General features: G+C 55.5%; 16 protein-coding genes and 2 tRNA genes. 13 read left to right on the top strand and 5 right to left on the bottom strand.

Translation table 11 applies throughout. The annotated features are described in order from the left end of the window. Positions 1 to 69 precede the first annotated feature (69 nt). The 6 genes from gyrA to G538_RS0102155 all read left to right on the top strand — a co-directional run bounded on the left by gyrA (position 70) and on the right by G538_RS0102155 (position 4,575). Complete coding sequence (gene gyrA / locus G538_RS0102180) at positions 70 to 2,691, top strand: DNA gyrase subunit A (RefSeq protein ID WP_029068019.1); 2,622 nt, start codon at positions 70 to 72, stop codon at positions 2,689 to 2,691. Next, positions 2,688 to 3,539, top strand: coding sequence for a DUF3566 domain-containing protein (locus tag G538_RS18260; RefSeq protein WP_245566766.1), 852 nt, complete (start codon positions 2,688 to 2,690; stop codon positions 3,537 to 3,539). Before gyrA ends, G538_RS18260 begins: the two co-directional genes overlap by 4 nt. A 143-nt stretch (positions 3,540 to 3,682) precedes the next feature. Further along, positions 3,683 to 3,756 (top strand) — tRNA-Ile (locus G538_RS0102170). A gap of 22 nt (positions 3,757 to 3,778) precedes the next feature. Further along, complete coding sequence (locus G538_RS18195; RefSeq protein WP_211218573.1) at positions 3,779 to 3,898, top strand: DLW-39 family protein; 120 nt, start codon at positions 3,779 to 3,781, stop codon at positions 3,896 to 3,898. A gap of 15 nt (positions 3,899 to 3,913) precedes the next feature. Beyond that, positions 3,914 to 3,986 (top strand) — tRNA-Ala (locus G538_RS0102160). Positions 3,987 to 4,239: 253 nt separating this feature from the next. After that, positions 4,240 to 4,575, top strand: coding sequence for a hypothetical protein (locus G538_RS0102155; protein WP_029068017.1), 336 nt, complete (start codon positions 4,240 to 4,242; stop codon positions 4,573 to 4,575). A 57-nt stretch (positions 4,576 to 4,632) separates the two neighbouring features. On the opposite strand, the gene G538_RS0102150 is transcribed toward G538_RS0102155, so the two are convergent. The 3 genes from G538_RS0102150 to G538_RS14650 are packed head-to-tail and all read right to left on the bottom strand — an operon-like array spanning position 4,633 to position 7,972. Beyond that, on the bottom strand, positions 4,633 to 6,285 hold the full coding sequence (locus G538_RS0102150) for an ABC transporter permease (protein WP_029068016.1): 1,653 nt from the start codon (positions 6,283 to 6,285) through the stop codon (positions 4,633 to 4,635). Then, on the bottom strand, positions 6,282 to 7,250 hold the full coding sequence (locus tag G538_RS0102145; RefSeq protein ID WP_051196473.1) for an ABC transporter ATP-binding protein: 969 nt from the start codon (positions 7,248 to 7,250) through the stop codon (positions 6,282 to 6,284). Before G538_RS0102145 ends, G538_RS0102150 begins: the two co-directional genes overlap by 4 nt. Then, positions 7,250 to 7,972, bottom strand: coding sequence for a TetR/AcrR family transcriptional regulator (locus G538_RS14650; protein WP_084617974.1), 723 nt, complete (start codon positions 7,970 to 7,972; stop codon positions 7,250 to 7,252). Before G538_RS14650 ends, G538_RS0102145 begins: the two co-directional genes overlap by 1 nt. Before the next feature lie 244 nt (positions 7,973 to 8,216). Here G538_RS14650 and G538_RS0102130 point away from each other — a divergent pair, with 244 nt between their 5' ends. The 4 genes from G538_RS0102130 to G538_RS0102110 all read left to right on the top strand — a co-directional run bounded on the left by G538_RS0102130 (position 8,217) and on the right by G538_RS0102110 (position 11,083). After that, positions 8,217 to 8,678: a hypothetical protein gene (locus G538_RS0102130; protein WP_157544262.1), complete on the top strand. Its 462-nt coding sequence runs from the start codon at positions 8,217 to 8,219 to the stop codon at positions 8,676 to 8,678. A 95-nt stretch (positions 8,679 to 8,773) separates the two neighbouring features. After that, positions 8,774 to 9,841, top strand: a complete 1,068-nt coding sequence (locus G538_RS18190) for a CueP family metal-binding protein (protein WP_084617972.1) — start codon at positions 8,774 to 8,776, stop codon at positions 9,839 to 9,841. Between the two features lie 147 nt (positions 9,842 to 9,988). Beyond that, positions 9,989 to 10,408 (top strand): class Ib ribonucleoside-diphosphate reductase assembly flavoprotein NrdI, encoded by a 420-nt coding sequence (nrdI, locus tag G538_RS0102115; RefSeq protein WP_029068012.1) that lies wholly within the window; start codon positions 9,989 to 9,991, stop codon positions 10,406 to 10,408. Between the two features lie 27 nt (positions 10,409 to 10,435). Further along, complete coding sequence (locus G538_RS0102110; RefSeq protein ID WP_029068011.1) at positions 10,436 to 11,083, top strand: hypothetical protein; 648 nt, start codon at positions 10,436 to 10,438, stop codon at positions 11,081 to 11,083. A 52-nt stretch (positions 11,084 to 11,135) separates the two neighbouring features. Here G538_RS0102110 and G538_RS14640 read toward each other — a convergent pair whose 3' ends face one another. Then, on the bottom strand, positions 11,136 to 12,863 hold the full coding sequence (locus G538_RS14640; protein WP_051196471.1) for a BCCT family transporter: 1,728 nt from the start codon (positions 12,861 to 12,863) through the stop codon (positions 11,136 to 11,138). A gap of 193 nt (positions 12,864 to 13,056) precedes the next feature. On the opposite strand from G538_RS14640, the gene G538_RS0102100 reads away from it, so the two are divergent. Both G538_RS0102100 and G538_RS14635 read left to right on the top strand, forming a co-directional pair. After that, on the top strand, positions 13,057 to 14,271 hold the full coding sequence (locus G538_RS0102100; protein ID WP_029068010.1) for an amidohydrolase: 1,215 nt from the start codon (positions 13,057 to 13,059) through the stop codon (positions 14,269 to 14,271). A 9-nt stretch (positions 14,272 to 14,280) separates the two neighbouring features. Beyond that, on the top strand, positions 14,281 to 15,309 hold the full coding sequence (locus G538_RS14635; protein WP_342664636.1) for a pirin family protein: 1,029 nt from the start codon (positions 14,281 to 14,283) through the stop codon (positions 15,307 to 15,309). Between the two features lie 50 nt (positions 15,310 to 15,359). Here G538_RS14635 and poxB read toward each other — a convergent pair whose 3' ends face one another. Beyond that, the gene (gene poxB / locus G538_RS0102090) at positions 15,360 to 17,081 is read right to left on the bottom strand and encodes a ubiquinone-dependent pyruvate dehydrogenase (protein ID WP_029068009.1); all 1,722 of its coding nucleotides are present in this window, start codon (positions 17,079 to 17,081) and stop codon (positions 15,360 to 15,362) included. A 387-nt stretch (positions 17,082 to 17,468) separates the two neighbouring features. Between poxB and G538_RS0102085 the strand changes: the two genes are divergently transcribed. Then, entirely contained in the window at positions 17,469 to 18,815 is a 1,347-nt protein-coding gene (locus G538_RS0102085) for an AAA family ATPase (RefSeq protein ID WP_029068008.1), read from the top strand.

Below are 18,815 nucleotides of genomic sequence, written 5' to 3'. Positions count from 1 at the left end.
CTTTCGCAGACACCGACGTTTCCCATCCCGCCTGATGCGTAGAGCGCAGGAAGATTTTTGAGGTAGATCGTGACAGACGAAAACATTCCCGGCCCGGATTTTGATAATTCTTCCGATGGCCGCGGGAACATTATCCACGGAAACATTGAGCAGGTAGACCTGCAAACAGAGATGCAGCGCTCGTACCTTGACTATGCGATGAGTGTCATCGTTGGGCGTGCTCTCCCTGAGGTTCGTGACGGGCTGAAGCCTGTTCACCGCCGCGTTATTTACGCAATGTATGACGGCGGGTACCGCCCTGACCGGGCGTATTCAAAGTGTTCCCGTGTTGTTGGTGATGTGATGGGTAAGTACCACCCACACGGTGATACGGCTATTTATGACACGCTGGTTCGCCTTGTTCAAGATTGGACGATGCGTTACCCACTTGCCGCTGGGCAGGGGAACTTTGGGTCGCCGGGTAATGACCCGGCTGCTGCGCCTCGTTACACCGAAACACGCATGGCACAGATTGCTATGGAGATGGTTCGGGACATCGACAAGAACACTGTCGATTTCCAGGACAACTACGATGGTCGTACCCAAGAACCAGCTGTTTTGCCGGCGCGTTTCCCGAACCTTTTAGTCAATGGTTCTGCGGGTATCGCGGTGGGTATGGCAACAAACATTCCGCCTCACAACCTCCGCGAGGTTGCTGATGGTGTGAAGTGGTATTTGGAAAACCCTGAGTGCAGCCGTGAAGAACTTCGTGAGGCACTGATCCAGCGCATTAAGGGTCCAGATTTCCCAACAGGGGCAACAATTCTGGGTCGCTCTGGCATTGAAGAGGCTTACCGCACTGGCCGTGGTTCCATCACGATGCGTGCCGTGGTTAATGTTGAAGAAATTCAAGGCCGCCAGTGCTTGGTTGTAACCGAGCTGCCTTACCAAGTCAACCCTGACAACCTCGCGCTAAAGATCGCTGACCTCGTCAAGGAAGGTCGCGTTCAAGGTATTGCGGACATCCGCGATGAAACCTCGGGGCGTACCGGACAGCGCTTGGTGGTTGTCCTGAAGCGTGATGCCGTTGCCAAGGTTGTGTTGAACAACCTGTACAAGCACACACAGTTGCAGGACAACTTCTCTGCAAACATGCTTGCTTTGGTGGATGGTGTCCCCCGCACGCTGTCTATTGATGCTTTCATTTACCACTGGGTTGCTCACCAACTTGATGTGATTTCCCGGCGTACGGCTTTCTTGCTGAAAGAAGCAGAAGACAAGATCCACATTCTGCGTGGATACCTGCGTGCGTTGGACAACCTTGATGAGGTTATTGCACTGATCCGTCGCTCTCCCACTGTTGATGAGGCTCGCAGCGGCCTGATTGAGTTGTTGGGCATTGATGAAATTCAGGCAACAGCAATCCTCAACCTCCAGTTGCGACGCCTGGCTGCGCTGGAACGTCAAAAGATCATTGACGAACACAATGAACTGGAACGTCAGATCATTGATTACCGCGATATTTTGGCTAGTCCACAGCGTCAGCGAGACATTGTTGGCAACGAGCTACATGATGTTGTTGACCGTTACGGTGATGAGCGGCGCACCACCGTCCTTCCTTATGGTGGGGAGGTCTCTATGGAGGACCTCATTGCTGAGGAAGAAGTTGTTGTCACCATTACGCGTGGCGGTTACGTTAAGCGCACACGATCGGACAACTACCGGGCGCAAAAGCGTGGCGGAAAGGGAATCCGTGGCACCCAGTTGCGTGAGGATGACATTGTTGATCACTTCTTTGTGACCACAACTCACCACTGGTTGTTGTTCTTCACTAACCTCGGCCGCGTGTACCGGGCGAAAGCTTATGAGCTTCCTGAGGGTTCACGCGAATCCAAGGGGCAGCACGTGGCGAACTTGCTTGCGTTCCAACCGGGGGAAACAATCGCTCAGGTCTTGGCGCTACGCAACTATGAGGACCACGAGTACCTTGTACTCACAACCCGCAGTGGTTTGGTTAAGAAGACACGTTTGTCCGAGTATGACACTAACCGTTCTGCTGGCCTTATTGCCATTAAACTTCGCGAGTACGAAGACGGCAGTGTTGATGAACTCGTGAAGGCCATGCCAGTGAATGCTGACGATGACCTCATCCTCATTTCTCGCCTTGGCCAGTCCATCCGTTTTACCGCTGACGATGCGACACTACGCCCGATGGGTAGGGGTACCTCTGGCGTTATTGGAATGAAATTCAGCGAGAGCGATGAATTGCTGTCCGCTGATGTTGTCCAGGACGACGCTGACCTCTTTGTTGTCACCGACGGCGGGTTTGCTAAACGCACAGCAATTAGCGAATACCGAGTTCAGGGGCGTGGCGGCCAGGGTGTAAAGGTTGCCAAGCTTGTTGAAGACCGCGGCCACCTCGTCGGCGCCCTCATCACTGATCCAGAAGATGAAGTTCTTGTGATCATGGAGAAGGGAAAGATTGTGCGTTCGGCAGTCTCGGGCGTTAACCGTACCGGTCGTAACACGCAAGGTGTTACCTTTGCTAAACCAGACAAAAATGACCGCATCATTGCTGTCGCCCGCAACGTTGAACGTTCCTTGAATGATGAGGAAGAAGACGTTGATGGTGAAGCACCCGTTAGCCCAGTGCTCGATGCGATCGCCTCTGACCCATCACCCGATGCCGTAGCCGAAGAGAACAACGCATGAGTCCACAGCCTAACGCGAAGAACACGTCACAGGGATCGAAGGCATCGCCTCCTGTCCCCCAGCCCGATACCGGAGGCAAGCCACGGAGCTTCGCACCCAAAACCGGAGCTCAGGCTAAGAAAGTCGGGGAGCCTGTCATTCCTGTAGCGAGTAAGAGCGGGTCCACCTCAACGGGAGCCGCACAGAAATCCGCTCCTGCAGCGAAAACCGCGCCTGTTTCTTCTGGAGCCTCAGGTTCTGGGCGACCAGGTAGCCCCCAAGTTAAGGGCGGTTCGGCGGCTAAGGTGTCAAGTGCCTCACCAAGCCCTGCTCCGGCCACGAAGGGTGGCGCAGCACAGTCGACTGCGGTCCAAGGAAAGATTTCCTCGGGCAGCGCGCCAAATAGGGAAAACCAGAAACCAGCAGCAACGCAGCAGGGAAAGAGCCAGTTCTCCTCTGTGATGAGCCCAGCAACATCTGGTGCGAAGCCTCGCCCAGAGTTGGGTGCCCCACGGCGTATCCGCTTGGCTCTGAATCGTATTGACCCGTGGTCAGCAATGAAGTTCTCGCTACTGCTGTCACTGGCCTTTGGGATCATGCTGGTGGTGGCGTCGGTTGTGTTCTGGAACGTTTTGAACAGCCTGAACGTCTTCACTGAGATTGACACAATGGTTAAAGACATCCTCGGCGAAGAGACTGAGGTCAACATCCTGCAATACGTTGAACTCAGCCGAGTGGTCTCACTCAGCACCATCATTGCAGTAGTGGATGTTGTATTGCTCACAGCCATTGGAACAATTGGTGCGTTCCTCTACAACATTGTGGCTAGCCTTGTTGGTGGCCTGCACGTCACGTTAACTGACGACTAATCGCTGTGTGCGGCTGAATACCAACGAATTTGTGAGGCAATGCGTCACTGTGACGAACGCCAATCGGATGCGATTTTGGAATCAGCCGCACATGCGGTAACTTTAATTGTCGTCGCCGGTTACGTAAGTAAAGGCAATGACAGGGGCCTATAGCTCAGGCGGTTAGAGCGCTTCGCTGATAACGAAGAGGTCAGAGGTTCAAGTCCTCTTAGGCCCACGACCAACCACTGGAGGGCACCATGAAGAAGTTTTTCTTCGTAGCTTTGACAGCTGCAGCAGGTTACGCTGTATGGCGTAAGATTACTGCTGAAGATGGACAACGCGACCTCTGGTCAGAGGTAACTGATACGATTGACTAGTTCAATCACGTGTTTGGGGCTATGGCGCAATTGGTAGCGCACCTGCTTTGCAAGCAGGGGGTTACGGGTTCGAGTCCCGTTAGCTCCACAGTGATGAAAGCCCCCGAACGAAAGTTCGGGGGCTTTCTTTTTTGTAATGGGTCATGATGCTATTGGTATGGAATGGTTTCAGTGGCCCGGTTTACCTCGACGAAGGACCGGTTAGTCAACTGCTCGATGTCCTCTGTGAGAGACAGACATGGTCCTCGATGCGCCGCTGAGCTGCGCGGAGTCGTTGGCGAATTTCTCGGACTGAACGACTGCACTATCGCCGTAACCGGACAGAAGCGAGCAGTGAAGACATGACAGTTGCGCAAGTATTTGAATGGTCTGCTCTCGTGACCAGCCCCTTCATAGCAAACGCGATCTTGTACCTTGCAGTTCCAACAGTTTCAAAGCGGTTTCCTACAACACATCAAGTCGTTGGATGGGTTGCATTGGCGATTGGCTTAACTTACCTTGTAGCACCTTTTACATTTAACCACTGGTTTGCATTGGCCAATTTGATACTGACCGCCATTATTTTTCGGTATATCTGGAATAAATCGTTAAAGAAAATTCAGCAAGAGCGTGGCACCATACCTGTAATTTTCTTTAACGACCCACCAAAGTACGGGAAAAACATGATTGGCGCTTAGTGCCTTGTGATGGTGTGTTGTGCCATCCTCGCGGTGTTGTCTTACAGCTGTGTAGCACTACACGTTATGTATGTCGCGCTGTCTCCAACCCGCTAGCCCAAGAACAATCCCCAACGTTCCAACAGCCGTCAGTGCCACAACAGGCGTTCCCGTGATGTCCTCGACGGGGAAACCCGCCAAATGACCAAAAACGTTGAGAGACAACACCGCATCAGGTAACTCAAGCAGCGGCCCAAAAGCCGACAACGCCCCAGCGCAACCCACAAGCAACCACCCAATAGGCATCGCAAATCGAGGTAGCCAACCAAAGAACGCAGCAACAACCCCCAGCACAGCAAGAACCGCTGGGAACTGATGCACTGACGCCACCATAGCGTCCGTGAACAAGCCATCAACAGGGGTTGCCATTGTTGCAACTGCCGTTGCCGCCATGACCAGGCCAATCATCACGAGCATCGAGAAAACGCCGGCAACAATGACACACAAGTGCGCAACCAACCACATGCCCCGCCCCATAGACGTTGATACGCCCAACTCTGCACGGCCAGATAACTCCTCACCACGCAGGTGCCCCATGGCGTTCACACCAGCTGCGGCAACAAACACCGCCAAAAACAACGACATGTATGCGACATAGCCAGCAATCATGTCCTGGCCTGCGAAAATCTGCGAAAACTCAGCAGGCAAATCGTCACCAGCATCAACCATTGTTTGGGTGAAGGAACCATACATTGCAGCGGTCAGAACCAGGGCAATGCCCCACCCGCGAAGACCACCACGCAGTGTTCGATAAGCCATCCCCCACGGCGTGCCCAAAAAACTGTGGGCGCTGCTTCGCCCAAGACGCGTCGGCAAAATTCCAGACCCCACATCACGTCGGGTAGACAAAACAAACCCACAAGCGGCGAGAAGCACACCACCACCAACTAGCGGAAGGAGCGGCCACGCGCGGTCCACAACATACGGCGCGGTTTGCTGAGCCCAAGCAAGAGGAGAAAACCACGACAGCGACGACCCCCCAGGTGCGGCCATGTCACCAGCCATCCGCACCACGTAAGCCAACCCCAGCACGGCCCCAGCAAAACCAGAAGCGCTGCGTGATGACGACGCCAACTGGGCAGTCACTGCGCCAAGCCCACCAAAGAACACACCAGTAGCGACTCCCCCAGCTGCGACGAGCATCGAACCAGTGAATGCGTAGCCTGCAGACACTGCACCACCAAAAACCAAAACACCAACAGCGAGGTTCGCAAGGACAGTAAGTATGAGAGCTGCTGTCAACGGTGCATGACGCCCAACAACGGTTGCTCTGACTAAGTCAGAGCGCCCTGCCTGTTCGTCAGCGCGAGTGTGGCGAACTACCGTGAAAATACTCATCAACGCGCACAGCAGATACAAGAACAGAACATATCCAGCTGCAAAGAAACGCTCATGCGTAGGAGCGTCCATGCCATAGCCGGGACCAACCATCATGCGCCCCACCGGGTCAGCGAACATGACGGTGAGTGACACTAACTCGCTGGTGTCCTCAGCAATCACCTGAATGGCATGTGCGAAGTAAAACCCTAAGAGCCCCAACCCAACCACCCACGCGGTAGTGCGCACCCGATCGCGACGGATCATGGTGCGCAGAAGACGCCCCGTACCAGTCAGAGTTGCTTGAGCAGGTGAGTGCTCGGTTGTTCGTTGTGTGGTCAATGTGCTGCTCATGGTGTGTCCTGGCGTTGTTCGGGCGCATTTCCTGAAGGTGAGGTTCCCGCCCCAGCAGCAGTGATGCCGTCTGTGGCGGTGCCATAGTGGCGCATCAAGAGCTGTTCTAACGTTGGTGGATGTGCAACAAGTGACCGCACACCAAGCGAGGTGAGCTTTGGCATGAGGTGAGGGACGGTGTCACCGTCAACATCGAAAGTGGTTTTTGACACCTCAACACGCAGGTTATGAACACCAGGCAGTGTCGCCAAAGAATCCGCAGGATGGTCGGTTTCGACCACAACCGTCGTGCGCGTCATGTGGCGAAGGTCAGATAAGGTCCCGGACTCAACAATTTTGCCGTGCCTAATGATGGAAATCTGGTCAGAAAGCGCTTCAACTTGAGCCAAAATATGGCTCGACAGCAGGACCGAGCGGCCTTCACGTTGCTCCTCACGGATGACCTCTTGAAAGACGACTTCCATGAGTGGGTCAAGCCCTGCAGTGGGCTCATCCAGGAGGAGAAGGTCAACATGTGACGCTAACGCTGCAACGAGTGCAACCTTTTGCCGGTTCCCTTTGGAGTAGGTGCGGTTCTTTTTCCGTGGGTCGAGGTCGAATCTCTCAATGAGTGTGTCACGGCGGCGCTGGTTGTATTGGCCACGTAACTGCAACATCATGTCAATCGTTTCGCCGCCAGTAAGATTTGGCCATAATTCCACGTCCCCCGGAACATAGGCGAGGCGTTTATGGAGGCTGACAGCGTCGCGCCACGGATCTTGACCACAGACTTTTACCGTCCCGCCATCGCTACGGAGTAGCCCGAGGAGAATCCGAATGGTGGTTGATTTACCGGCCCCGTTTGGGCCAAGAAAACCATGAATTTCTCCGGCCTCAACGTTGAAGTTCAGACCGTCGAGTGCTTGGACGCGGCCAAAGCTTTTCATCAGATCATGGGTAAAGATGACGGGGGTTGTTCCGCTCATCACTGTGCCTTTCCTGCATGGTTGGTGGAGTTCGAAGGGCTTGGTGGTGTTGACGAACCAGCTGAACCGTTCGATGAGAGGTGGTCAAAAACTCCTGGAGTGAGAACACCGTTGGTATAAATCTCAAGAACAGTGTCAATGTATGGTCCCCACTTTTCTGGCGGGTCATCAACCAGACTGGTGCCGATCAGCCGTTTCATATGTCGGTGAAGCATCATGCCGCCAAAGCTCCACAGGAGGATCACTGCGGCGCGGTGGTGGGCGTTCACGCTGGGAGTGACGACCCCTGCTTTTTCTGCTTGGGTGGTGTATTCCAATGCGTCGTCAACGAGTTGGTCAACGAGTGCGTCTATCCCTTCCCCACCAGCGACTAAAGCGTGGAAGAGGTAGCGAAGAATGGGTGCCCCTTCATGCATCTGTGTCAGAAGGTGTTCTGGGCCGATTCCCGCCCCGGTAGACATGGCCGCGATTTTCGATGCGTGTATGCGCTGAGCGACATACCTATCGCAGGCAGTGCGTAAGCCTGCTTTAGAACCAAAATGATGCATCACAAGAGGTGGTGATACCCCTGCCTGCTCAGCGATGTTTTTGATCGTGACAGCTGTGAAACCGTGCCTACCAAAAAGGTCAATGGCTGCGTCACGGATGCGCTCGGCGTTCGTGTGCTCAGGGGTGGAGTGTTGTGTCCCGCGGTAGTGATAGCCCATGCGGTGTTCCTTCATGACGCCCACCTCACGGTGAGCAAACAAGTGACTGAACAAGTGTTCAGTCTCGCTGTTCTTCACGCTATGCCTGGCTTTGTGGGCCGTCAACGACGCTGAATAATGTCACCCCATCGTTCAATGAGCCACCCGTGCTCCTCGCTGGAAACGAGACTCATCTTGTGTGCAGGCTGCGGCGAACATCAAGAAAAGACGGGGCCTGTGGTCCTACCCGGGTGGACGAACGGTCGGTAGTGTTGTGCTCGTGAGTATTCGACAGATCACGAGAAGAGTTCAGGGGCTGCACACTGCACCCGCTGGACCTCTCACTGTCATGCTCATGGTGGGTGTGCTGCTCGCTGGTTTGGTGTGGATGCACGTTGTTGGGCACCATAGCCCGTCAACGGCTGTGACTTCTGCGCCAGCAACTGACAGTGCCGTCATGGTTGGGGCTTCCTCGAGCCCAACGGCACATCACGGCGGGCACGGCGCGGCAAGCATCGGCGATCCTGTGGCGGCTTGCGCCACCTGCGGTGACCCAAGCTCTATGGCAACAACCCTGCTGTGTGTTTTGGCACTGTTGATGTTCACCGCACTTCTTGGTGCACCACGCCTTCTCGCACGCGGCACGATGCGCCTCCCGCAACGCCAGCCCATCCCACGTTGGCTGTTACTCCCGATTCCCCAGGCACCTTCACGCCTTCTTCTGTGTATTAGTCGCACATAAAACCTGCAGCGGGCGGTTTTCACGCCCGGCTTCGATTGAACCTTGCGCCGCATCACGATGTTGCGCGCACTCACACGACTTTGCAGGAGAAAACTATGTCCCAGCGCGTTCTTTCGCTCACCGCCCTTGCCATCGGAGCTGCTGTTGCGTTGACAGCATGCAGTTCTGACCCATCGCCCAGTGAAACAACCATCACCACCACAACAGAATCAACCCAAGACGTCACCGTGCACAATGACGCTGACGTCATGTTCGCGGTCATGATGATCGCCCACCATGAGCAAGCTATTGAGATGTCAGACCTCGTGCTCGGACGTGAAGGAATTGACCCAGGGGTAGCTGACCTCGCAGCAACCATTAAAGAAGCCCAATCCCCAGAGATAGCCCAGATGCAGGAATGGCTCACCAAGTGGGGGCAGGAAGACGCTGAACAAGACCTATCTCACGCCGGTCACGAGGACGGCATGATGACGCAGGAAGACATGGCAGCGCTGGATCAAGCGCCGGGTGAAGAAGCATCACAACTTTTCCTTGAGCAGATGATCGTTCACCACGAAGGTGCTGTGGACATGGCACAACAGCACCTCAACGATGGGAAGAACGCTCAGTCGCTGGATTTGGCAGGGCGTATCATCGCTGACCAAAACACTGAAATTGAGCTCATGCAGCAGATGATCACAGGGATGGACATTGCTGCAAGCAATGGTCTTGCCGGGTTGAGTGTGCAAGAAATCATCAACCACCTTGACGAGATGCCCATTGCAGACCGCCCCAGCACGCTTCTCGCTTCCGTGCGGCCCGCTAACCTTGTCCTGTCCACTGACGGACAAGAAGGTTCCCTCCCCATTCCTGATGACCAGTTCTACTTGTCATTTGCCCCATACGTGAGCGGAACCCACGACTGCCACTTCCACAGCCTCACCACATGCCGTGGGGAACTGCAAAACGTTGACATGCAGGTCACTATCACCAACGCAGAAACCGGTGACGTTCTCGTTGATGAGAAAAAGACATCATTCGACAATGGTTTTGTTGGTGTGTGGCTCCCCCGCGGTATCACCGCGGACCTCACTGTGTCCTATGACGGCAAGGAAGCATCGGCTGAAATTTCTACTACCGGTGATGAAGATGCAACCTGCGTGACCACCCTGAAACTCGCCTAAGTTGCGGCTCCAATCAGCTAGGTCACGACGCTGGTGTGGCATGGCAATGTGCCGTGCCACACCAGCGAATTACAGGCACGTGAGTGACGGTTAACGCGGGGCGAAGGGCCCACCGATGGTGTCAGGTACACGGATAGTGTTGTGAAGATGCGTCAGATTCCCATCTACTTTTACTCGTCAACCTCGGGGATGGTCCGGCAGTTCGCCCAGGCTTTAGGTCGACCTGTTTTTGATCTCACAGAGCGTGAGGTGCGTCAGTCTGTTCCCGACGGGCCATGGGTACTTCTCACGCCGTCCTATAAAACAGGAAACGCGGATAATGACACCATTCCTGAACCGGTGAAGAGGTTCCTTCACGACCCGGCCACCCGCCGCCGAATGGTTGGGGTGATGGGGTCCGGTAACCGGAACTTTGGCCGCCACTACCAGGCTGCGGCGAGAGATATCGCCGCGCGTTCCAAACGGCCAGTGCTCTTTGAGTTCGAACTTCAAGGCACGCAATGGGACGTTGAAGAAGCCAAAGAGCTCTTACGCGAGTTAGATGTGCAGTTCTCACCTCGTCAGTAACGATGCCACTCACCTAGGGTAAACACCATGATGAAACAGGTGTTTGCGGTAGTAGCTTTGTCCGTTGTGCTCACGAGCTGCGGTGCAACAGAGGTGGAGCCCGATGCCTCCAACACAGAAACAATAAGTCCTGCGCAAGAGGGGACTGACGGCGTTCAGGCAACGATGGAAACCCGTGACCTCAGTGACGGTGGCACCTGCACAACAGGTGAGGAAGTCATTATCGGAGTTGATCAGTCCAGCCCGGTGATTGATGGGGAGTGCGGTGTTGTCACAGTGCTTGCCTCAGAGGTGACGGGAAATATTGCTCAAGCAGAGCAAGTGGTCATCCTTGGAGAAGCGTCCACCCTGCTGGGCGAATCTTGGAAAGAAGCGGTTGCTGAGGGTGCGAAGTCAACAATGAACGTGGATGACATGGGCGCAGTCACTGTTGTTGGTGAGAGTTCCCACGTCACCACAAAAACCGCAGGAACAATGATTGTCACTGGTGATGACATTACGGTGAATGCCAATGACATTAGTTCGTTGATCAGCACGGGCAACAGTGTGAAGGTTGTTGTCTCGGGGGAGATCGGCGCCTTGGAGGTGCTGGGCGACAAGGGCACCTACAACTGGTCGAATGGTGTGGAAAAGCCCGACACTGACGAGGGGTCAAACAACACGTTTGTGCGCTGACCCCTCTCAGTGATGCGATGAAATTATTGTGTACTGTTACCGGCGCCCTGGGTTATTCCTTGGGTGCCGGATCTGTGACAGGTGGGGTAGCATCGGGCTGCGGTGCCACCTCAGGCGCGGTGACACGCGGCTTGCGTTTCTTCACCGGCCAGGCGATACGTGGCGCAGGAGTGCGCTGAGTGGGTTCTTCCACTTCCAAACCGTAGTAGTCACCAATGTGCTCACGGAACGCTGCCCGCTGTGCCTTTTGGTAGGCACGATCTTCGCGCGCGAAAGCAGTGAGAGTAGCCCAACACATCCCGATCATCACGAATGAGAACGGCAAGGCGATAAGGATCGCCGCTGTTTGTAGGGCGCTGAGTCCACCAGCGAGGAGAAGCGCAATAGCCAGAATTGAGCTGGTGCAGGCGAAGAAAACCCGCAACCAACGTTTGGGTTCGAGCTGGCCGCCCGATGCAATCATCGCCATGACCAGCGAGCCGGAGTCAGCTGAGGTGATGAAGAAAATTGCGATGAGGATCAACACACCAATGGTGAGGATCATGGTGCCCGGAAGCTGGGCGAGTAGCGCAAACAGTGAACCTTCGACGTCGACACTTCCGTCAGCGTTGATGAGTTGTGCGCCACCGGTCAGTTCAAAGTAGATACCGGTCCCACCAATGATGGAGAACCACAAGAACGTAACGAGCGTTGGAATGAGAATGACTCCAACCACGAACTGTCGTACGGTGCGCCCTCGTGAGATGCGGGCAATGAATACCCCAACAAAGGGTGCCCATGACATCCACCAACCCCAGTAGAACGTTGTCCACCCGCGTTGCCAGACTTCTCCGTCAGCGCCTTGGAATGCGGACACGGTGAAGGCAAGCCCAACGAAGTTCTGCAGGTAGTTACCGATGGATTGAACAAACTCGCGGAGCAGGAAGACAGTTGGCCCGGAAAAGAGAATAAAGAGGACAACGAAAGCAGCCATGATGAGGTTGATGTTCGACAACCACTTCATGCCCTTTGTTACCCCGGACACTACCGAGAAAATAACAAAACCCGTGATCACAACGATGATTCCGACCTCGAGTGAGCTAGATGCCTCAGCGACGTCGATTGCTTCAAGCCCTGCGGCGATCTGCAGAACACCCAACCCTAGTGAGGTTGCAACACCAAAGATTGTTCCAACGAGCGCGGTGATATCAATAGCATCACCAAGCTTTCCGTGAACCCTGCGCCCGAGGAGAGGTTCGAGGGTGTAGCGGATGGAGATGGGACGTTTGCGCCGGTGGATGGCGTAGGCCAAAGCCAAACCGACAACAACGTAGATGGACCAGGCGTGGATTCCCCAGTGAAGGTAGGTCTGGCGCAGTGAGTACTGTGCGAGCTGTTCTGAGGTTCCTGACACGCCCGGTCGTGGGTTGGCAAAGTGGCTGAGCGGTTCACTGAGTCCATAAAAAACTAGCCCGATGCCCATTCCCGCTGCGAACAGCAAGGCCAACCATGACATGTTGGAAAATTCAGGCTCGTCATCATCGTTTCCAAGTTTGATGTCGCCGTACTTGGAGAATCCGACATACAAACAGAACACGACGAAACCTGCAGCGATGAGTACGTAGTACCAGCTGAAGGAATCGATAACGTTCGTTTGGATGGAGTTGAACAGTGATTGAGCAGAGTCAGGGGCAATGATCGCGTAGGCCGCGAAGATCAGCACAACGATGGCCGCTGGCCAGAAAACAAACGGAGCAATTGCTGGTTGCTCGGTTTGAGTGGTCTTTGTGGTCGTCGACATCCGGTCACCTATCGTTAGGGCGCAAGGAAGGGTACCGTGCGCCACTTATGCAAAGAAACAGTAAAACACCGTGCCTATGAGTGCACCTTTTCGTGGCATTCCGTGGTCAGTGCCACAATAATCCCCGGGGTTGACGGGGCGAAATGCGCTACTCCAGGGTGATCCGCGTCACTTGACGTGCAACGATGGGGTGATGAGCATTGACCTAGAAGCGCTATACATCGACCTTCACCGGCATCCAGAACTATCCTTCCAAGAACACCGTACTGCGGCAGTGGTCGAAGAGCATCTCACCACCCTTGGATTTGAGGTGCAGACCGGTATCGGAGGTACCGGTCTGGTGGGAATCCTCGACAACGGTGAAGGGCCTACCGTCATGCTCCGGGCAGATATGGATGCCTTGCCCGTGGCGGAACAAACCGGTCTCCCCTACGCAAGCACTGCCACAGGTAAAGACCCTGACGGCAATACAGTTCCCCTCATGCATGCTTGCGGCCACGACATGCACGTCACCGCGCTCGTGGGGGCTGCCGAAACTCTCGCCGAAAGTGCTGATGAATGGTCCGGCACACTGATTGTTCTCTTCCAACCCGGTGAAGAGCGAGGTGGCGGGGCCCAGCAGATGGTGGACGACGGCCTCTATGACCTCATACCCACCCCGGACATCGTGCTGGGGCAACATGTCGCCCCACTCCCGGCGGGCTACCTTTCCCTTCACGCGGGTGTGGCAATGGCTGGAGATGACTCGCTAGACATCACTCTGCACGGAGTTGGTGGCCACGGATCCCGCCCTGAAACCACAGTCGACCCAGTGGTCATGGCCGCGAACGTGGTGCAACGACTCCAACAGGTCGTGTCCCGTGACATCGCAGCCACTGACGCCGTGGTTGTTACCGTGGGGCAACTTCATGCCGGGACGAAAAACAACATCATCCCCTCCACTGCGATGCTGGGATTGTCCGTGCGAACCTTTGATGACCATGTGCGCACCAAGGCGTTGAGTTCAGTGGAACGAGTTGTGCAGGCCGAAGCTGCTGCCTCTGGCGCACCTCAAGCCCCCGATGTGAACTACACGGAACGCTACCCCGTGACCTTCAACCATGAAGAGTCCACCGAACGCCTTCGCGAGGCATTCACTGACGCGTTCGGTGCACACAAAGTCGTAGATATCGGTGTGATCTCAGGCAGCGAGGACGTCAGCAACCTCTCGCTGGCAGCTGGAGTTCCCCTGGTGTATTGGTTCCTTGGTGGCGCTGACCCGGCACTCTTTGAAGAAGCCGCCACACATGATCGACTCCCAACGGACCTTCCCTCTAATCACTCGCCTTTTTTTGCGCCGGTTCTACAACCCACGCTGACCAGAGGAGTCGAAGCGTTAGTGACTGCTGCCCGAGAGTGGCTCTACTAGGCTGGAAACATGTCAACGTTCTCAGCTCGCGATGAGATGTATCTATGCCCCCAAGATGCTGGCGGGCACCAACCACAGGTCGTTACTGCCCCTGTAGTGCAGGTGCTCACTCCACGCGACGTCCCGTTGGGTGGTCCGCGCGCCATGACTGTTCGGCGCACAATCCCCCACCGTGAACGCTCATTCATTGGGGCATGGTGTTTTGTTGACCACTACGGGCCAGATGACACTGCGGCAACGGGTGGAATGAATGTTCCACCCCACCCTCACACTGGACTGCAAACCGTGACGTGGCTGTTTGACGGCCAGGTGGAGCACCGCGACTCAGGTGGCGTGCATGCAACGATTCGCCCGGGAGAAGTGAACCTGATGACGGGCGGTTCGGGCATAGCGCACTCTGAGGTGTCCACGACGGCAACGACCGTGCTGCACGGGGTGCAACTGTGGGTGGTGCTGCCCTTCAAGTACCGAAACCTCCCTCGCAGGTTTCAGCATTACGCACCACCAGTGGTTGGGGTCTCCCCCGGCGTTCAGGCACGCGTTTTCATGGGCGTACTCGCTACGGGGGACGCACCTCCATGCTCTGAAGGTGTTCCCCCATCCCCCATTGAGACCGCCACTCCACTCCTGGGAGTGGAGATCACCATGGCGGCTGGTTTCACGTGGAACATTCCCGTGGACCCCACGTTTGAACATGGGGTGCTCATTGATGCCGGGGATGTGGTGCTAGCTGACACTCCCCTAGCGCGCGGTGACCTGGGCATCGTCGATTGTGGCCCCAGTACCATCAGCGTCACCGCACACAGCGACGCCCGGTTTCTGCTTCTTGGTGGTGAGCCATTCACTGAAGAAGTAGTGATGTGGTGGAACTTCATAGCCCCTGATCACGCGGGCATTGTGGCAGCTCGTGAAGCCTGGCAAGCTCGTTCAGAGCGGTTTGGTGATGTGCTGGGATACACCGGTGACAAGGAAAGACTTGATGCCCCAGAACTCCCCAAAGTTCGCCTACGACCGCGTAACAGGCTAGGTAAACGCTGAAAGTTAGCGTACACACGGCACTCATCTAGCCAAGATTCTGCGAGATTCTCTCAGAACAACTGCCGCAAGTTACTCTTCGCAAGATCAAGAAGTTCATCGCCCCGCCCCGACATCACTGTACGAATCGCATACAACGTGAAGCCTTTGGCTTGTTCCGCAGTAATTGATGGTGGCATGGACAGTTCTTGCCGGTCTGTCACCACGTCAACAAGCACAGGCCCCTCCGTGGCAAAAGCAGTACGCAGTGCAGGCTCAACCTCAGAAGAGTTCTCCACACGGATACCTGTGATGCCCATGGCGTTGGCGAGAGCAGCAAAGTTTGGATCATCAAGTTCCGTGGCGAAATTGACGATGCCCGCAGCTTTCATTTCCAATTCCACGAAGTTCAACGACGAGTTGTTGTACACAACAATCTTTGCTGGCAACCCATGCTGACGCACCGTCAACAGCTCTCCCAACAGCATCGACAAACCACCATCACCAGACATCGACACCGTGGGGCGCGACGGGTCCTGAGCGAGCACACCAATGGACTGCGGGAGCGCGTTAGCCATGGTCCCGTGGCTGAAAGAACCAATGAGGCGGCGGCTGCCGTTCATGGTGAGGTAACGCGCTGCGTACATCACTGGTGAGCCAACATCAGGAATGAACACCGTATTGTCCGGTGCGATTTCATCAAGGAGCCGTGTGAGGTACTGCGGGTGGATTGGTTCGCCATCGGGTGTAGGACTTGCTAGGTCATCAAGTTTTTCCCGCGTTTTCCGGTAATGCTCCCTAGCGGTTTTGAGGTGCTTACCTTTTTTCTTCGTGACCAAAGGCAGCAACGCTTCCGCGGTTTCGCGCACACCACCGCGCAACGCCACATCCACTGGGTAGCGGCGGCCAATCTGCTCGCCGCGCAGGTCAACTTGGATAACGGCGGCCTTCTCTGGGATGAACTGTGGGTAGGGGAAATCCGTGCCCAGCAGCAGAAGCGCATCGGCATCTTCCATTGCCCGATACCCTGAAGCGAAACCCAACAGACCAGTCATACCAACATCAAAAGGGTTGTCGTATTCAAGGTATTCTTTGCCACGAAGCGCATGCACAATGGGTGCGTTGAGTACCTTAGCCAACGCCATCACTTCAGTGTGGGCGTCCTTTGTTCCCGCCCCACCCAAAATGGTGACAGACTTCGCCGAATTCAGGGCCTGTGCTGCGGCCTCAAGCTGATCAAGCGCCGGAATGATAGATGAACGAGTGGGCTCAATAAGTGTGTGGCGGTTTTGAGGAACGTCACCCAAGGCCACATCACCAGGGATAACAAGCACCGCAACCCCGGACTTCTCCACCGCAGTGCGCATCGCGATTTCTAGCAGGCGCGGCATCTGCTCGGCGCTCGCCACGTATTCGCAATACACCGAACACTCACGGAACAACTCTTGCGGGTGCGTTTCCTGAAAGTAATTGGTGCCAATTTCAGTGGTGGGGATCTGCGCGGCAATAGCCAACACGGGAACGCGATTCCGATGCGCGTCATACAGTCCGTTAATGAGGTGCAAGTTACCTGGGCCGCAACTCCCCGCGCACACTGTGAGGTTGCCAGTCATTTCGGCTTCAGCACCAGCGGCAAACGCGGCTGACTCTTCGTGGCGGACAGACACCCAATCAATGGTGTCTTGGCGGCGGATAGCATCGGTTAATCCGTTGAGTGAATCACCGGAAATACCGTAAATTCGTTCTACGCCGTTCAGGGACAGGGTTGTGATCATGTTCTCGGCAACGGTTGCCACAGGCCTCACGTCCTTCCATCTGTTCTTCCACACTAGGCTGAACCAGAGGAAAGCGAATCTCGAGCGGTGTCAGTGTGACGACATAGACGCCTCCAGTAGTGTTCGCCCCCTCCAACTGCGGCTCCTCCAACTGCGGCTCCTCCAACTGCTGCCCAGGCACTCCGTCCCCACTGTGCCGCTGCCCAGGCACCCCGTCCCTAACGAAAGTGGGATTGTGCCCACTTTCGAAAGGGAAAGTGGGCACAATCCCACTTTCGATTGATAGGAGAGCGACGGGGACTGATCACCACCGGCTCATTCCTGATCTCTCAGTAGAATCAAGCAGAATGCCCCCCACGGCCACCAACACAGCAGTCGCCTATCCGCAGACTGTGGAAAGAGACTGATGTGAACGAGCGAATTCTAAAACTTCTGCGTGACGCAGTTGCTGCTGACCCTAATGACACAGAGTTGCGCCTCGACCTCGCGGAAGCGCTCGTCACCGCCGGTAACCATGTTGAAGCGCTCACCCATGTCAGCGCCACCCTGTCACTAGATGCCACAAACACTCGTGCCCTTGCGCTGTTCCCCAGCATCGCCCAATCACTAGCGGCAGGTGGCGGCACATCACCGGTACAGGTTGCGCCCGTAGCGCCAGTTCAGCCCACAGAACCTGCACCAGCGCCACCGGCTGCAAGCCCTTCCGTGCCTGTCCAGCCGACGGAATCCGCACCAACCCCTGCAACCGCAACACCAGCATCGTCAGAAGCCGTTGATGGTTTTGATTGGGCAACTGCAGAATCTGACATTGGGGTGGATATACCGCCCGCGTTCACGATCTCAGGGGACAGCGACACCGAAGGTGTTGCCCCCATCGAACCAGAACAAGACGTCGTGACACTCGCCGATGTTGGTGGGCTCGACAACGTGAAGAAACGACTCAACGAGTCCTTCCTTGAACCGATGAAAAACGCCGAAATCGCCAAAGCATTCGGTAAAACACTCCGTGGCGGGCTTCTGCTGTACGGGCCACCAGGGTGCGGGAAAACGTTCATTGCACGAGCTGTCGCCGGGGAACTGGGTGCGCGCTTCATGTCCGTTGTTATGACAGACATTCTCGATGCGCACATTGGGCAAACAGAGAAAAACCTCAAAGCTGTTTTTGATGAGGCACGCAGTGAAACCCCAACAGTGCTGTTCCTCGACGAAATTGACGCACTGGGAATGAAACGAACCTCCCTGTCCGGCAGCGCCGCTTGGCTGCGCCAAATGGTCAACCAACTCCTCATTGAACTCGACTCCATGGCTGGTAACAACGACGGCCTGTACGTTTTGGCAGCAACAAACTATCCGTGGGATCTCGATGAGGCGTTACAACGCCCTGGGCGCCTTGACCGCACTATTCTGGTCACCCCACCTGATGCGCCCGCCCGTGAAGCGATTTTGCACTACCACCTGAAGAACCGGCCACTTGCTGGCATTGACCTGCGTAAACTTTCCGCTGCGACCGAGGACTTCTCCGGAGCCGACCTGCAACACCTCGCCGTCACAGCAGCCGAAAAAGCCATGATGCAGTCTATTTCGGCTGGTGAAGTGCTCCCTATCGACATGTCTCACATGGAAATGGCGCTGACAGAAATAAAACCATCCGCCACGTCGTGGTTGCACTCGTCGGTGAACGTTGTGCGCTTCGCAAATGCTGGTGGTCGATATGACGACCTCGCCCACTATCTGAAAAGTAAAAAGATTCGCTGA

Source organism: Jonesia quinghaiensis DSM 15701 (assembly GCF_000423205.1).
Classification (GTDB): domain Bacteria; phylum Actinomycetota; class Actinomycetes; order Actinomycetales; family Cellulomonadaceae; genus Jonesia; species Jonesia quinghaiensis.
The sequence above is the reverse complement of the archived record's forward strand: the minus strand, read 5'-3'. Positions and strand labels throughout refer to the sequence as shown.

Excerpts from the sequence above, each read along its gene's own strand:
- G538_RS0102150 (WP_029068016.1), bottom strand. The coding sequence starts at position 6,285 with ATGAGCAGCACATTGACCACACAACGAACAACCGAGCACTCACCTGCT.
- G538_RS0102155 (WP_029068017.1), top strand. The coding sequence starts at position 4,240 with ATGACAGTTGCGCAAGTATTTGAATGGTCTGCTCTCGTGACCAGCCCC.
- G538_RS18260 (WP_245566766.1), top strand. The coding sequence starts at position 2,688 with ATGAGTCCACAGCCTAACGCGAAGAACACGTCACAGGGATCGAAGGCA.
- G538_RS0102100 (WP_029068010.1), top strand. The coding sequence starts at position 13,057 with ATGAGCATTGACCTAGAAGCGCTATACATCGACCTTCACCGGCATCCA.
- G538_RS14650 (WP_084617974.1), bottom strand. The coding sequence starts at position 7,972 with ATGAAGGAACACCGCATGGGCTATCACTACCGCGGGACACAACACTCC.
- G538_RS0102145 (WP_051196473.1), bottom strand. The coding sequence starts at position 7,250 with ATGAGCGGAACAACCCCCGTCATCTTTACCCATGATCTGATGAAAAGC.
- G538_RS14640 (WP_051196471.1), bottom strand. The coding sequence starts at position 12,863 with ATGTCGACGACCACAAAGACCACTCAAACCGAGCAACCAGCAATTGCT.
- G538_RS18195 (WP_211218573.1), top strand. The coding sequence starts at position 3,779 with ATGAAGAAGTTTTTCTTCGTAGCTTTGACAGCTGCAGCAGGTTACGCT.
- G538_RS0102110 (WP_029068011.1), top strand. The coding sequence starts at position 10,436 with ATGATGAAACAGGTGTTTGCGGTAGTAGCTTTGTCCGTTGTGCTCACG.
- nrdI (WP_029068012.1), top strand. The coding sequence starts at position 9,989 with ATGCGTCAGATTCCCATCTACTTTTACTCGTCAACCTCGGGGATGGTC.
- G538_RS14635 (WP_342664636.1), top strand. The coding sequence starts at position 14,281 with ATGTCAACGTTCTCAGCTCGCGATGAGATGTATCTATGCCCCCAAGAT.
- G538_RS18190 (WP_084617972.1), top strand. The coding sequence starts at position 8,774 with ATGTCCCAGCGCGTTCTTTCGCTCACCGCCCTTGCCATCGGAGCTGCT.